This window comes from Clostridia bacterium, from assembly GCA_014360065.1.
Classification (GTDB): Bacteria; Bacillota; DSM-521; order Neomoorellales; family JACIYF01; genus JACIYF01.
Genome location: JACIYF010000064.1, coordinates 1 through 15,172, shown reverse-complemented (window position 1 = coordinate 15,172; position 15,172 = coordinate 1). Strand labels below are relative to the sequence as shown.

At 53.4% G+C, this 15,172-nt stretch carries 14 protein-coding genes and 5 tRNA genes; 2 read left to right on the top strand and 17 right to left on the bottom strand.

The annotated features are described in order from the left end of the window. The 4 genes from H5U02_09840 to meaB form a co-directional block, all read right to left on the bottom strand. Positions 1–709, bottom strand: a 709-nt coding sequence (locus H5U02_09840; GenBank protein MBC7342725.1) for an ABC transporter ATP-binding protein, incomplete at its 3' end; no start/stop codon positions are given. Positions 710–739: 30 nt separating this feature from the next. Beyond that, a complete protein-coding gene (locus H5U02_09835; protein ID MBC7342724.1) occupies positions 740–1,195 on the bottom strand; it encodes a winged helix DNA-binding protein in 456 nt (151 codons plus the stop codon). A 232-nt stretch (positions 1,196–1,427) separates the two neighbouring features. After that, a complete protein-coding gene (locus tag H5U02_09830) occupies positions 1,428–1,973 on the bottom strand; it encodes a nitroreductase family protein (protein MBC7342723.1) in 546 nt (181 codons plus the stop codon). A 128-nt stretch (positions 1,974–2,101) separates the two neighbouring features. Then, positions 2,102–3,070 (bottom strand): methylmalonyl Co-A mutase-associated GTPase MeaB, encoded by a 969-nt coding sequence (gene meaB, locus H5U02_09825; GenBank protein ID MBC7342722.1) that lies wholly within the window; start codon positions 3,068–3,070, stop codon positions 2,102–2,104. Between the two features lie 160 nt (positions 3,071–3,230). Here meaB and H5U02_09820 point away from each other — a divergent pair, with 160 nt between their 5' ends. Both H5U02_09820 and H5U02_09815 read left to right on the top strand, forming a co-directional pair. Beyond that, positions 3,231–3,449 carry a hypothetical protein gene (locus H5U02_09820; GenBank protein ID MBC7342721.1) on the top strand — a complete coding sequence of 73 codons (219 nt, stop codon included), beginning with the start codon at positions 3,231–3,233 and terminating at the stop codon, positions 3,447–3,449. A gap of 15 nt (positions 3,450–3,464) precedes the next feature. Next, on the top strand, positions 3,465–3,662 hold the full coding sequence (locus tag H5U02_09815; protein MBC7342720.1) for a hypothetical protein: 198 nt from the start codon (positions 3,465–3,467) through the stop codon (positions 3,660–3,662). Between the two features lie 132 nt (positions 3,663–3,794). Here H5U02_09815 and lon read toward each other — a convergent pair whose 3' ends face one another. The 13 genes from lon to hypD all read right to left on the bottom strand — a co-directional run. Continuing rightward, positions 3,795–6,197, bottom strand: a complete 2,403-nt coding sequence (gene lon, locus H5U02_09810; protein ID MBC7342719.1) for an endopeptidase La — start codon at positions 6,195–6,197, stop codon at positions 3,795–3,797. A 167-nt stretch (positions 6,198–6,364) separates the two neighbouring features. Continuing rightward, positions 6,365–8,023, bottom strand: coding sequence for an ATP-dependent protease LonB (gene lonB / locus H5U02_09805; GenBank protein MBC7342718.1), 1,659 nt, complete (start codon positions 8,021–8,023; stop codon positions 6,365–6,367). Between the two features lie 82 nt (positions 8,024–8,105). Continuing rightward, positions 8,106–8,396, bottom strand: a complete 291-nt coding sequence (locus H5U02_09800) for a carbohydrate-binding protein (GenBank protein MBC7342717.1) — start codon at positions 8,394–8,396, stop codon at positions 8,106–8,108. Positions 8,397–8,558: 162 nt separating this feature from the next. Next, complete coding sequence (gene clpX, locus H5U02_09795; GenBank protein MBC7342716.1) at positions 8,559–9,821, bottom strand: ATP-dependent Clp protease ATP-binding subunit ClpX; 1,263 nt, start codon at positions 9,819–9,821, stop codon at positions 8,559–8,561. A gap of 24 nt (positions 9,822–9,845) precedes the next feature. After that, a complete protein-coding gene (clpP, locus tag H5U02_09790) occupies positions 9,846–10,445 on the bottom strand; it encodes an ATP-dependent Clp endopeptidase proteolytic subunit ClpP (protein ID MBC7342715.1) in 600 nt (199 codons plus the stop codon). 75 nt (positions 10,446–10,520) lie between these two features. Further along, positions 10,521–11,918, bottom strand: a complete 1,398-nt coding sequence (locus H5U02_09785) for a trigger factor (GenBank protein ID MBC7342714.1) — start codon at positions 11,916–11,918, stop codon at positions 10,521–10,523. Between the two features lie 195 nt (positions 11,919–12,113). Continuing rightward, a tRNA-Leu gene (locus H5U02_09780) sits at positions 12,114–12,195 on the bottom strand. Between the two features lie 7 nt (positions 12,196–12,202). After that, positions 12,203–12,278: transfer RNA gene (locus H5U02_09775), tRNA-Lys, on the bottom strand. A gap of 7 nt (positions 12,279–12,285) precedes the next feature. Then, positions 12,286–12,359: transfer RNA gene (locus H5U02_09770), tRNA-His, on the bottom strand. 2 nt (positions 12,360–12,361) lie between these two features. After that, positions 12,362–12,437: transfer RNA gene (locus H5U02_09765), tRNA-Arg, on the bottom strand. Between the two features lie 14 nt (positions 12,438–12,451). Continuing rightward, a tRNA-Gly gene (locus H5U02_09760) sits at positions 12,452–12,522 on the bottom strand. A gap of 797 nt (positions 12,523–13,319) precedes the next feature. After that, positions 13,320–14,333, bottom strand: a complete 1,014-nt coding sequence (hypE, locus tag H5U02_09755; protein MBC7342713.1) for a hydrogenase expression/formation protein HypE — start codon at positions 14,331–14,333, stop codon at positions 13,320–13,322. A 3-nt stretch (positions 14,334–14,336) separates the two neighbouring features. Then, positions 14,337–15,172, bottom strand: an 836-nt coding sequence (gene hypD / locus H5U02_09750) for a hydrogenase formation protein HypD (GenBank protein ID MBC7342712.1), incomplete at its 5' end; no start/stop codon positions are given.

The following is a 15,172-nucleotide window of genomic DNA, read 5'->3' as shown; positions in this document are numbered from 1 at the left end:
CCATGATGCGATTTACCCGGATAGCAGTGGAAGTCAGTTCCTGGTTGGCGGCATCAAAACGTCGCTTCTCGTAATCAACCCGGTTAAAGGCGCGGATCACCCTGATGCCGGTTAGGTTTTCTCGCAACACCAGGTTGATCTTGTCGATTTTGGCTTGCATGGCCCGAAACAGGGGCAGGGTTCTGGTGGCAATGACTATAATAGCAGCTGCCAGTACTGGGACAGCAACGACTAGAACCCAGGAAAGCTTGGCGTCCTTGGAAACCGCCATGATCACCCCACCGATGCACATAATCGGCGCGGCCACGAACATGCGCAACATCATTAGGGTGACCATCTGCACTTGGGTAATATCATTGGTGGTCCTGGTAATAAGGGACGGGGTGCTGATTCGGTTAAACTCATTGAGCGAAAAGCGCTCTACCTGGGTGAAGACCTTGGCCCGCAAAAGTTTGCCAAAACCCGAAGAGACGCGCGCAGACAAAAACCCGGCTGAAACTGCGCAAATGCTACCGGCCAAGGCCACCCCCAGCATCAGGCCGCCAACCCTGATGATGTAATTAACATCTCCCCTAACTATACCGGTGTCAACTATGTCCGCCATCAAGGTAGGAAGGTAAAGATCGGCCATCGACTGGAAGAAAACTAATACCAGAATGCAGGCTATAGGGATTGAATATGGCTTTAGAAATCTTGAGAGCTTGATCACGGTCATCTTCCTCCCACAACCCCAAGGCAACTATAAGGGTCGCTGCCTGACTTCGTTAAAGTAAACGAACACTCGTGACAAAAGCTCCGCCAACAAATTGCTGTCCTTTTCCCCCAGGTATTCCACCAGCCCGACAAACAGGCTCAAAAAAGCATCAGAGGCCTTCCTGATCGCCTTCTCCCCCGCATCTGTGAGCCGGACACGAACTGCCCGCCGATCCTCCTTGTCGGTGGTCCTATCCACATACCCCTTCGCTTCTAGATCGTTTATCAGCTGGGTGATGGTCGGAGATGTTACCCTTAGGGTGCTGCTGATCTCGGAAATCCTGATCCCGCTGGCATCAGTGGCCTTGTGCTGGATGCAATAAAGAACCATTATTTCGCTAGGTCTTAAGCCCGCTATTGGACTCTGCTTCCAGTTAAGCCTTTTGAAGCGCAAAAAGGCCTCCATCAAATTCCGCGCCACCTGTTTTTGTTTACCATCCATTTGTTAACCCCTTTATTGATTCTGTTTGGTTAGGTAGCCTAACTATTTAGTTACTAATTAATTAACCTACCTAATATTAGGTAGATCAGATGCTAGTGTCAAGGGTTTGTAACCATGCTGGGGCGCGAGGTGCCCAAGCCTAGGAAAAGGCTAGCTCATGCCTAGGATGTCTTCACTTAGGGAACAAGCGCCCGGAAAGCACCAGGCTGCTTGTTGCCGGGCACCTTTGAAGCTACAGCAGCTCCTCGGGTTTCTGGCCCCAGGTCTCGCTAAAGACGATTTCTTCCATGGCCTTGCGCGGCCGGGGTGAAGGTTCCTTGGCCGGATAGCCTAGAGGAGTCAGCGCCACCACTTTAATGTGATCAGGCAGGTTGAGCGTTTTGCGCACCACTTCTTCCCGGAAGAGGCCCACCCAGCAGGTGCCCAAGCCCTCCTCGCAGGCAGCCAGCATCAAGTGCTCCATGGCTAAACCCGCATCCAACATGTAGTAAACCCGACCTTCGTAGACTTCGGATTCGGAAGGGTCGGCCAATAAAGCAATGACTACGGGAGCATCGGCAAAGGCTTTCCGACATGGATTGGTTTCAGGCAAAGCCTCCGCCAACTGTTGCCGGCGAGCCGGATCCCTCACCACCACTAGACGCCAGCACTGACCGTTCTTCCAGGAAGGTGCCAGCCGCGCCGCCTCCAGGACTTTATGTAGCAGGCGATTGTCAACCGGGTCGGTAGTATACTTACGAATGCTCTTGCGCTTAGCAATAGCCTCCATGAGCTCCATAGTCAATAATCCCCCTCTGAAAAAACATATTTTGCCGTAGCGGCCTTAGCCCCTGGGCACTCCAACCAATTGGTCCACTACGACTGGGCTTCCAGCGACTAAACCGGCTGGGCTAACCCTGATACCAGCTAGCGGCTCCTGTTACCAAGGCCGGCGTGGACGAGAACCTCCTTGGCGGCGGTATAAGGGTCAATTTCCCTTTGGCCTACCCGGTTGAGCAAATCTTGTAGCTCGGGTTCCACCGCAAGGCCCCGAAACAGCTGCTCCCGCAGCTCCCCAACCGCCGTCTCCAGCACCTCCTGCTGCAGGCGCTCCTGCCGTAACTGCTCGCCCCGGCCGTCTTGCTTGAGGAACTGCCAATGCTTCTCCACCGCCGAGTACAGCTCGTCGATACCTTCTCCCGCCAAAGCATTGGTAGCAACAACCGGCGGGCGCCAATCCCGCTTGGGGGCGAGGTCCAGCATCGCGTTGATATCGCGCACCATCTCCTGAGCGCCAGGAAGATCGTTCTTGTTGACAACAAAGATGTCGGCGATTTCCATGATCCCGGCTTTGAGGGTCTGGATGGCATCGCCCGAAGCCGGAGTAAGGATTACCACCGTGGTGTCAGCAGCTCGCGCCACATCCAGCTCTGACTGGCCTACCCCCACCGTCTCCACCAGCACCAGGTCCTTGCCGAAAGCATCCAAGACCTTCATCACCTGCTTGGTACTCCGGGCCAACCCCCCTAGGCTGCCGCGAGTACCCATGCTACGAATGAAGACTCCCTCATCCAGGGCGTGTTCCTGCATACGGATGCGGTCCCCCAAAAGCGCACCTCCGGTGAAGGGACTGCTGGGATCAATAGCCACTATGCCCACGGTGAGGCCTAATTTGCGAACATGGCTGGTGAATTTATCAACCAGGGAGCTCTTTCCGGCCCCAGGAGCTCCGGTAAAACCAACATAATGGGCCCGCCCAGTATGAGGAAAAAGTTGGGCCAGGATCCTTTCCTTTTCGGGGGCATCGTTTTCAACCAAAGATATGACCCGAGCCAAGGCGCGACGGTTACCGTCCAGCAACTCGCCCACCAGGTTTTCCCCAAGCAACAAATCCATCACCTCGTTATCAGTTACATCTATTTTACCACACCCGCTTCGACTTGGGCCCAAGATTCGCCACCTGGAAGGACGGTTCCTTCTTGCCCCCCCTCAGGGGACCGGAAATTTCCTGTATAGAATATCCCTTTGGAGATATTCTAGGAATGAGGTGAAGGAAATGGAAGTTACTCAAGAGCTGGCATCCATAATTACAGACCGCGAATTCCTGCGCCAAGCCATAGAAGAAGCCAAAGTAACGTCAAAGAAATGTTCTCTGTACGCCGAAATCGCCAACGATCCCCGGGTGAAAAACCTATTTCGGGACGAGCAAAAGTTGGTAGATCGTTCGGTCAATCTGATGCAGCAACACTACGACCGCCTAGCCAGAAAAGATTGACAGGAGGGACAAAGCATGGCCGATATCACCGACGTTGAAATGTTGGCCGATGCTGAAAGAGAGAGCAGATTGGCGGCAGCGGGTTACCTCACCATGGCAACCCAGGTTCGCGATCCCGCCGTTAAGGATATGTTCCTAGAATTTTCGCGGCACTCCATAACTCTAAATGCCAAGTTTGCTGAGCTCATCAACCAGCTGGGCGGCCGGCCCTAAGTAGAATCGAGCAGGAGGGGGCGGCTAGCCCCCGTCCTCTCACCCATCAAAAAATACAAGACCCTTTTTAAAAAATCTTTAGCCATCCCAGGTAGCTTGCGTTGGTAGTCTTCCATAGCCGGCAGCAGGTTCCTACAGCTGGGGCTGGACCATTTCTGCTCCCTGGGCAGAAGCAGGTTCCCGCTCCCGGTCAGCTTCCTCCTGGCTGGGCTCAGGGTAAAGGGCATTGGCTATCACTTCATCCATATGCTCCACCAGGACAAACTTGAGCTTGCGCTTGATGTTGGCCGGAACTTCCTCCAGGTTTTTGCTGTTGTCCTTGGGAAGGATGACCACCTTGGCTCCCGCCCGGTGGGCAGCCAGCACTTTCTCCTTGATGCCGCCTACCGACAGAACCCGGCCGCGCAAAGTAATCTCTCCGGTCATGGCTGTATCCCGCCGCACCGGCCGCCCGGTCAAGGCCGACGTCAGGGCACAGGCCATGGTTATACCCGCCGAAGGTCCATCTTTAGGGATAGCCCCTTCAGGAACATGGATATGGATATCGTTTTTTTCATGGAAGTTCTTGTCGATGCCCAGCTGGTCCGCCCGCGAGCGAACGTAGCTTAGGCCAGCCTGAGCCGATTCCTTCATGACATCGCCCAGTTTGCCAGTCAAGGTGAACCCGCCTTTACCGGGAACCACCGTCACTTCCACGCTAAGAATATCGCCGCCCGCTTCAGTTACTGCTAAGCCGGTGGCCACGCCCACCTGATCAGCTTCCTCGGCCAGACCCAGACGGTAGCGGGGAGCGCCCAATAGCACCTCCACCGTGCTGGCGGTTACCTTTTGGGATTTGATCTTCTTGGCCACAATATCCCGGGCGGTCTTGCGGCAGATGGCGGCAATCTCCCGCTCCAGGTTCCTGACTCCAGCCTCCCGAGTGTATTCGCGAATGATCTTGCGAATGGCGTTTTCGGAAATGGAAAGCTGGCTAGGCTTCAGCCCGTGCTCCTTGATCTGCTTGGGTATCAAGTGCAGTTCGGCAATCTTTACCTTCTCCTCCTCGGTATAGCCGGGAAGGCGGATGACTTCCATGCGGTCGAGGAGCGGCCGAGGTATAGAGTACTCCACGTTAGCAGTAGTAATAAACAATACCTTGGACAGATCAAAGGGCGACTCAATATAGTGGTCGCTAAACATATGGTTTTGCTCCGGATCCAAGACTTCCAGCAGGGCCGAGGCCGGGTCGCCACGAAAATCTGTCCCCAGCTTATCAATTTCGTCCAGCAAAAATACCGGGTTCTTGGAACCAGCCTGCTTCATCCCCTGGATGATCCGGCCCGGCAGCGCCCCCACATAGGTGCGCCGGTGGCCTCTAATCTCGGCTTCATCCCGGGTACCACCTAGGGATATGCGCACAAACTTGCGGTCCATAGCCCGAGCTATGGACTTTGCCAGCGAGGTTTTGCCTACCCCCGGAGGGCCAACGAAACAGAGGATTGGACCTTTGATCTTCTTGGCCAGTTTCCTAATGGCCAGGTATTCCAGGATTCGGTCCTTCACTTCCCGCAAGCCGTAGTGGTCCTCATCCAGCACCTTCTCGGCAGCGGCAATGTCCAGCCGATCCCGGGTCTGATAATTCCAGGGTAAGGATAGCAGCCAATCCAGATAATTGCGTACCACCGTAGCTTCGGCTACCATGGGCGGCATCTTCTCCAGACGCTCCACTTCCTTCAAGGCTTTTTCCTCTACCTCTTTGGGCAGCTTGGCCTCGGCGATCTTTTGCCGTAACTCCTCGGTTTCGCTAGCCCGCTCGTCCTTCTCCCCTAGTTCCTTTTGGATGGCCTTCATCTGCTCGCGCAGGTAGTACTCCTTCTGGGTTTTCTCCATCTGCTTGCGCACCCGCAGGTTGATCTTGCGCTCCAATTCCAAGATCTCCATCTCCTGGGAGAGAATGCGGCAGAGAATCTCCAGCCTCTCTTTCACGGAAATGGCTTCCAAAAGCTCCTGGCGGTCGCTCAGCTTTAGGGAGAGGTGCGAAGCCACCACATCGGCTAGCCGCCCCGGGTCCTCCAGAGTCACTACCGAGACCACCGCCTCTGGAGGTATTTTCTTGGAAGCCTTGACATAGTTCTCAAAGCTAGCGACCAGAGTGCGCATTAGCGCCTCGATCTCGGGGGTCTTGGGCTCATCCTCTTCCTGCTCTTCCACCTCCACCCGGATGTACGGGTCGTAGGCAAGGTAACTGACGATCTTGGCCCGGCGCAGGCCCTCTACCAGTACCCGCAGGGTGCCGCCCGGGAGCTTTAGCAGCTGCTTAATTTCGGCCACGGTCCCGACCCGGTATAGGTCATCTTCGCCCGGCTCATCGGTCTGCGCTTCCTTTTGCATCACCAACAGGATCTCCCGGTCGCGGATCATGGCTTCATCGATGGCATTGACGGAACGCTCCCGGCCCACGTCCAGGTGAATGACCATATAAGGAAAAACCAAAACCCCTCTTAAAGGCAAGAGCGGTATCTCTCTCAATCCCCACCTTTCTGATTTGGCCATGTGCTTTCACCTCCAAGCTGAATGTCACCGGCGGAATGGTCTACTCCAGGTGGGCAATCCAAACATCAGATTTGTATCTAATAACTATTCTACGCCTATAGGCCATCAACTGCAATGTTACCCCTTAGCAAGTAAGGAACGAGTTGCTAAGAGAAACGAGGCTAGCTTTAGGCTTCGCGAGCAATTCGACGGGGAGGAGCAGAAATGAGAGCTAACTGCAAGACCTCTTCTAGAGTATTGACCGGGATGATCTCGATATCCCGATAGCGGTGGAAAAGTTCCTGCCAGTTCTCAGCCGGGATGAGCACCCTTTGTGCCCCCGCTTGGCGGGCAGCTTCGATCTTGGGCAGAATCCCCCCTACCGCCCGCACCGTCCCCCGAATGGAAACCTCGCCGGTCATAGCCACCTTGTTATCCACCAAGCTCGAAGTTATGGCCGAATAAGCCGCTGTAGCTATAGCCACGCCCGCCGATGGTCCGTCGATGGGTATGCCGCCGGGAAAATTAAGGTGGAGGTCCCAATCGCGGGGATCAACGTCCAGGTGGCGACGGAGGACAGTCAATACGTTCTCCACCGAGCCCCTCACCAAGCTCTTGCGGCGGACCCGGCGGCCCCCATAGGTACCCACCTCCTCCTCCTCCACTACTCCGGTTACCACTAACTGCCCCTTTCCGCGCGGCACCGGGATGACGCTGGCCTCCAGCTCCACCAAGGTTCCCATATTGGGACCGTATACCGCCAAAGCGTTGACCAAACCTACTTGGGGAGTGGGGAAGATCTTGCGTTCCGGCCGGGGCGAATACTGGCCGCTGTTAATTACCCACTCGATGTCTTCAGACAAGATGGTTTTCCGGCCCTCCCCCATAGCGATGCCACTAGCGATTTGCACCATATTGACGGCCTCCCGGCCGTTGGTGGCATAGCGTTTAATTACTTCCAGCGCTTCGGCGCTGATGGCAAAATCCACTTTCCGCGCCGCGTTGGTAGCAATCACGGCAATCTCATCCGGCAACAAAGCCCGGAAGAAGACTTCCACGCAGCGCGAGCGGATGGCCGGGGGAATCTCTTCTGGCATTCGGGTAGTGGCTGCTACTAAACGGAAATCGGCCGGGAGGCCATTTTGAAAGACATCGTGAATATGCTTGGGAATATTGGTATCCTCGGAGCTGTAGTATGCGCTCTCCAGGACTACTTTCCGGTCCTCCAAGACTTTGAGCAGTTTATTGATCTGGATGGGGTGAAGCTCGCCGATCTCATCGATAAAGAGAATGCCCCCATGGGCCTTGGTCACTGCGCCCGGTTTAGGCTGGGGAATGCCGGCCATTCCCAATGGGCCTGCTCCCTGATAGATGGGATCGTGTACCGAACCAATGAGCGGATCAGCAATTCCACGCTCATCAAAGCGAGCGGTGGCTCCATCCACCTCCACGAATTTAGCTTCGCTGCCAAAGGGAGAGTGGGAGTTGGCCTTGGCTTGTTCTAGAAGCAACCGAGCCGCCGCCGTCTTACCTACTCCAGGCGGCCCGTAGATAATCACATGCTGGGGATTAGGTCCACATAAGGCTGCTTGCAAGGTCTTTAACCCCTGCTCCTGGCCGATGATTTCTTCAAATTTGGAAGGCCGGGTCTTCTCCGACAGGGGCTCGCTCAGGCTAATGGCTCTAAGCTTCTGCAGCTTCTCTAGCTCCTTATGGGACTCCTTTTCAATGGCTATCTTGTTGCCCTGCTGGCCCTTAAGCAAGTTCCAAAAATACATGCCAATAACGATGGCAAAGAAGATTTGCACCAAACCTAGCAGGCTTCCCATGCTACCAGCAACATCCATTACATAGTTCACCCCCGAGGGTTATTATTACCCTCGGGGGTGATTTTATCCTCATTTTTTTCCTATTCTTACCTCTTAAACACTAAACTACATCGCACTTCCAATTCCAGCCGCTGTTGTTGTCCCAATTGTTGGCGCTGTCCTTGAAACAGAAGTTGATCTCCCTTTGGGCGTTGCAAGGGATGGTAGCCATGGCGCTGCCATCAGGCTGCCAGTTCATGGCGATGGTGACCGGGGATTGCCAACCGTCGTGGCCGTAGTGCAGATAGACCCGGTCCGCCCCGCTCCTGGCCAGCAGGCCGCGGTAGGCAATGTTAACGTTCTGTCCCTTGCGCGCCGGAAAAGGTTCAATGGAGATGCGGTCGTCTTGCATATCATACCTCCTCGTTTTCACAATTTAGCCTCGCCGGGCTTCCACGTTTTAGCTTGATCTCGATTCTAGTTTCTATACTGGTGGCGCCAATGTAAAAAATAAACCCCTAGCTAAATTTAGCCAGGGGTGGAATGCCGTGGAGTATTTGTCTCGGACTTCAATTCACGCGGTGATCTCTTCCTTGCGCTTCTTGCGGTCCATGGTAACTAGCAAAGGTTCTTCCTTGCGTAAAATTACATCCTTGGTAATCACGCACTTGGTGACATCGCCTCGGGAGGGTACCTCATACATGACATCCAGCATCACATCTTCCAAGATGGCCCGCAAACCCCGGGCACCCGTCTCCCGGCGTATAGCTTCTTCAGCCACCGCCTCCAGGGCATCGTCGGCAAACTCCAAAGTAACCCCGTCCAGCTCAAATAGCTTCTGATACTGCTTGGCTAAAGCATTCTTGGGCTCCACCAAGATGCGCATCAGCGCTTCCTTGTCTAGAGCATCTAGGGTAACGATAATGGGTACCCGCCCCACAAACTCGGGTATAAGCCCGTACTTCAACAGGTCCTGGGGCATGATCTGGGCCAGGATTTCGCCAATCCGCTTATCTTGCCGGCCCCTTACCTCGGCGCCAAACCCGATACCCTTCTTGCCAATCCGCCCCTGGATAATCTTGTCGATGCCGTCAAAGGCACCCCCGCAAATAAACAGGATGTTGGTGGTGTCCAATTGGATGAATTCCTGGTGCGGGTGCTTACGGCCGCCCTGAGGGGGAACGCTGGCCACCGTGCCCTCCAAAATTTTGAGTAGGGCTTGTTGAACTCCCTCGCCAGATACGTCTCTGGTGATGGAAGGGTTTTCCGACTTCCTCGCAATCTTGTCAATCTCGTCAATGTAGACGATCCCTTTTTCCGCCTTCTCCACATCATAGTCGGCCGCCTGGATGAGCTTGAGGAGGATATTCTCCACATCCTCACCCACGTAGCCGGCTTCGGTCAGGGATGTGGCATCGGCAATGGCAAAAGGAACATTGAGAAAGCGCGCCAGAGTCTGGGCTAAAAGGGTCTTGCCGCTGCCAGTAGGGCCAAGCATGATGATATTGGATTTTTGCAGCTCTACATCTTCGATTTTGGAGCTCAAGTTGATGCGCTTGTAATGATTGTAAACCGCTACCGCCAGGGACTTCTTGGCCCGTTCCTGGCCGATCACGTACTGATCCAGGAACTCGCGAATCTCCCTAGGCTTGGGAATCTCGCTCATTTCCAGGCTGAGGTCTTCATTGAGCTCTTCCTCAATGATTTCATTGCATAGCTCAATGCACTCATCGCAGATATATACCCCGGGTCCGGCCACCAGCTTCTTTACCTGATCCTGGAGCTTTCCACAGAAGGAACACTTCAGTTGCCCCTTATCGTCGGTATACCTATACATTGTTTCTCACCTCGCTACCAGCCTTTACCGGTGAGGAAGATTTCGGCTCACAATCACCTCATCGAGCAACCCATACTCCTTGGCCTCCTCAGCGGTCATGAAGTGATCCCGGTCGGTGTCCCTCGCAATCTGCTCCAGTGGCTTCCCGGTAATCTCGGACAGTATCCGGTTCAAGGTGTTCTTAATCTGCACAATCCGGCGGGCGTGGATCTCGATATCAGTAGCCTGACCCTGAGTCCCACCCATAGGCTGGTGAATCATAATCTCGCTGTGGGGAAGAGCATACCGCTTCCCCTTGGCTCCAGCTGCCAAAAGAAACGCCCCCATGCTGGCTGCCAACCCGACGCAGATGGTGGATACGTCAGGTTTAATGTAACGCATGGTGTCGAAGATAGCCATGCCTGAAGTTATGGCGCCACCGGGGCTGTTGATATATAGATAAATGTCCTTCTCGGGATCCTCAGCCTCTAGAAACAGAAGCTGGGCAATTACTAAGTTGGCTACATGATCGTCGATGGCGCTCCCAAGAAAGATAATGCGGTCTTTTAGCAGGCGAGAGTAGATGTCATAAGCTCGTTCTCCCCGGCTAGTCTGCTCTACCACTATGGGAACCAGAACCGACATGATTGGCCTCCTTACGCCTTATTATATTAACCACCAGCTTGCTCTGCTATCCTCGCGCGCTTAGCCTCAGGTCTCTTATCCCTGAGCTACGGCCTCCGCGTCCGGCGCCTCCTGGGCAGCCGGCGTAGCGGCCGCCACGCCTATTTCCTCTCCCTTGGCTTGGTCTTTGGGCTCCTCATCCTTGGCTTCCTCAACCTGGCTGTGCTCCACCAAGAAATCCACCACTTTGCGAAGGGTGAGGTTAAATTTGATCCTTTCCAGCTGATCCTCGTCCAGCTTCTGCTTTAGGGCCTCCGGCTCTTGTTGAAAGCTAGTAGCCATCTCCTTGATCTCATTGTCCAAGTCCTCATCGGTAGCCACCAAGTTCTCTTTGCGGGCAATAGCCTCGAGCACCAGGTCGGTCTTCACCATTCGCTCCGCCCGTTGGCGGTACCGCCCTTCCAGCTCCTCCCGCTTACTGCCATTCATTGCCAGGTACTCTTCTAAGTCCAACCCTTGCACCTTGAGCGCTTCTTCCAGCTCCTGCATCAAGCTACGAGCTTGGCGCTCCACCAATACCTCCGGTAATTCCACCTCGGCCTGGTCTACTGCCTGCTTGATGGCCTGCTCCTTGACGGCTTCATTGGCCCTCTGCTCTTTGGTTCTCTTCAAACTATTCGCCACGTCTTCCCGCAATTCCTCTAAAGTTTCAAATTCGCTTACATCCTTTGCAAATTCATCGTCAAGCGGGGAGAGCTCCTTTTTCTTGATTTCCTTCACTTTAGTCTGGAACAATACTTCTCTCCCCCGCAAGCTCTCGACGCGGTAATCGCTAGGGAAGGTGATGCGTATTTCCCGGGTCTCCCCGGGTCTCGCTCCAACCAATTGTTCTTCAAACCCCTCCACCAGGGTCTTTGAGCCCAAGGTTAAGGGGAAGTTCTCCTCTTTGGCTCCGGAGACTGGCTCTCCGTCTGCCGTTCCCTCAAAGTCAATGATGACCAGATCCCCCATCTCGGCTCCTCGGTCTTCCACCGTCACCAGCTTGGCATAGCGCTGGCGTAGCGCCTCCAGCCGAGCATTGACTTCCTCCTCAGTTACCTCTACTGGTGGCTTCTTCACCACCAGACCCGTGTATTGCCCCAGCTTGACTTCTGGCTTGACTTCAACTGAGGCTTTAAAAACCAAAGGCTGTCCAGCCTCGGCTTGAATGATTTCCAACTTGGGCATATCGATGGGTTCGAGATTTTGCTCCTTGACGGCGTCCGCATAAGCTTCGGGAACCAACTCATCTACTGCCTCTTGAACCATGGCCGGCTTGCCCACGTAGTTCTCAACTATCCACCGGGGAGCCTTGCCCTTGCGAAAACCGGGAATATTGATCCTCTTCACTAACTTGCGATAAGCCCGGTCTAAAGCCTTTTCCAGTCTTTCCGCTTCTACTTCAATTTTAAGTGTCACCTGGTTCTTTTCTACTTTCTCGACTGCCGTACGCACAATGCTCCCCCTTTGACTACCATTACCATCTAATGCTAAATCCGCAGGTTTATAACTACTTGTTTAGTTCGCCTTTGCTAACCAAGTTCCTTCCCCGTTACCAATATTGTACCAGAATAACCAAAGTTAAACCTCGGCCGGTCAGCAGCCGAGGTCCATCGATGCCAAATAATGCCGGCTTTAGCCCTTTCGGGGTGCGGGAGAAGGGACTCGAACCCCCACGGTGTTACCCACTAGATCCTAAGTCTAGCGCGTCTGCCAGTTCCGCCACTCCCGCGGAAAAATGGTGAGCCATGGAGGACTCGAACCTCCGACACCCTGATTAAAAGTCAGGTGCTCTACCTCCTGAGCTAATGGCCCCCACCGGGGTGGGCAAAGGGATTTGAACCCTTGACCCCCAGAGCCACAATCTGGTGCTCTAACCAGCTGAGCTATGCCCACCATGGCACGCCTGGCAGGATTCGAACCTGCGACCCACGGATTAGAAGTCCGTTGCTCTGTCCCCTGAGCTACAGGCGCAAACAAAAACCGGGAGCGGGTGATGGGAATCGAACCCACCCGACTGGCTTGGAAGGCCAGGGCTCTACCACTGAGCTACACCCGCATGCCCGCGAGCCTGTGCTCACCTCAAACCAGAAATCCTACCGGCAAGCCTAAGTATACTTAAATTCCCCAGCATAGTCAACATACATGCTTTGGCCTGGAGAAATTGAGAGCAGTTTTCCCGCTCCGCGATCAGTACCTTGTCCCCGGTCACAGATTACCGCCGCCGTAACTATTATGGGTACCCTTCTAGTAAGCGTTCTCCCCGTAGTCCTTGTAAGCGTTCCTGATCTGATTGAGCACCTTAGTCGATCTCTTCACTAGCGGTAGTACCTCTCGCCGCCTATGATTTGTGGTGCCTTGGCTTTCTCTCCTTGCAAGCAGGAATTTTCAAACCGGTAATGGGAGAGCAGGCAAATGTTCCCCGGGGACACTCCGGAGGCAATAAGCTTTCTTGCCGCTGCTATCACCTTTCTTCTTTCGTCGGCGAAGTCAGCGTAACTCTCTCTTACCACGTCTTCGCCCCGGCCCCTGAAGTGCCAGGCGGGCAGCATTAATTATATAAGAAATCCTTCCGGGAGAGCTTGCACCTCGGTCGCAGCGCCAAGACAAAGGAGATGTTTCTTTCTGCCTGCTGATCGTAGAGCCAAAAGAACCTCAGGATCTTAGTCTAAGGCCCTTGGGCTTCGGAAGCTGGAAGAGCCTGTACGGTAGCCGGGGAAACTTTAAGTTCTAGAACGAGGTCAAAGCCTGCGTAGCTCATCTTTCTCTAGAAAAACAGATCCTTAACCGAACCCGCTGGCATTGCTTATTTGAGACCCTTAATTCAATTCGCCGGAGGCAGTAGGAGAAGTATTTTTAGCAAATGCGCGGTAGTTGTTCGCCTGCTAACATATCTATCAATTTTGTTGCACCTAGAGAAGTTTTTAAAAAAACATTACCCTGGCCTTTCTTAACCTCTCCAATGATACTGGCCTGTTGGCCCTGGGGCAGCCTGCGCAGGGCCGCTACGATGTCTGGCGCTTCCTGAGGTGAAACAACTGCTATAAATTTTCCTTCATTAGCTAAATAAAGGGCATCCAATCCGAGCATTTCCGCCGCCCACCGAACCTCATCGCTTATGGGAATACGATCTTCAAAGAGAAATATATCTTTATTAGTAGCCAGGGCAATTTCCTTCACTGTGGTCGCCACCCCACCCCGGGTGGGATCACGCATAAGCTTAATACCCTTATATTGAAATAGTAAATCCTGAGTGATCGAGTTTAGACAAGTACAGTCGCTTATTATATCGCTTTCAAACTCCAGGCCTTCCCGTCGGGACACCACTGCCAAACCGTGCTCACCAATATTACCATTGATGATTACCATGTCCCCTTCTTCAACTCTATGGTAGCCAAGCTCAACGCCTTCCGGCACCAAACCGACCCCTGTCGTATTAACAAAGATTTTATCGGCATTACCCCGTTCCACTACTTTAGTATCTCCAGCAACAATAGTAACCCCGGCCATCCGGGCTGCCTTAGCCATAGAAGCAAGGATTTTTTCCAGGTCAGCTAAGGGCAAACCTTCTTCCAAAATAAAAGAAGCCGTAAGAAAATGGGGTACAGCCCCGCTAACTGCCAAGTCGTTTACTGTACCACAGACTGCTAGCTTACCGATATCGCCACCAGGGAAAAAGATCGGTTTGATGACAAAGGAATCAGTAGTCACTACCAGCTGGCCTTTTTCAATTTCAAAAGGCAAGGCGGCTGCATCATTCAAAGTTTTTAAAATTGGATTTTCGAAATGTCGTAAAAACAGGTCGTTAATCAACTCGTGAGTTAAAAGGCCACCGTCACCATGGGCTAAAAGGATTTTATCTTCTATCAATTATTACTCCCCCTTCCGTTCGTACTTATAATAGGCGGCACAAGCTCCTTCACTTGAGACCATGCAAGGTCCAACCGGCTTTAAAGGCGTACAAATGTATGCAAAAAGAGGACACTCAGGGGGTTCCATTTTTCCCTTCAAGATCTCACCACATGAACAACCTGGCACCGCTTCAACAGTAGATTCTTCAATGGGGTACTGTTGTTCGGCATCATAGCGGGCATATTCTGGTTTGAGCTTCAGCCCGCTACGGGGTATAATACCTATACCTCGCCACCTAACATCCACCAGGTCAAAATACTTCTGCACAACCGCCCGGGCCAAAGGGTTGCCCTCCTCCCGGACCGCCCGGGAATACCTGTTAAGGACTTGGGCCTTTCCTGCCGCAACCATGTCAACCAGTGCTTCAAGGGCCGCCAGAATATCAACTGGCTCAAACCCGCCAATAACGGCAGGTACATTATATTTTTGACTTAAAAACTCAAAGGTTTTTCTGCCAAGAATAGTACAAACATGACCGGGTAGAAGAAAACCATCGATTTTAACCTCCGGGTCCTGTAAAAGAGTTTCCAAGGCCGGTGGGACCACCTTATGAGCAGAGTAAAGCAAAAAATTTTTCAGGTTTTTTCTCACCACTTCTTCCAGGCATAAAGCGGCAGCCGGAACAGTGGTTTCAAAACCTACCCCCAAGAAAATGACTGTCTTATCCGGGTTGGCCTCGGCAATAGCCACGGCATCCAAAGCTGAATAGACTACACGCACATCACCATTGGCCCGTTCCTGCACCAGACTGGACCGGCTGCCTGGTACCCGCATCATATCGCCAAAGGTAGTAACAA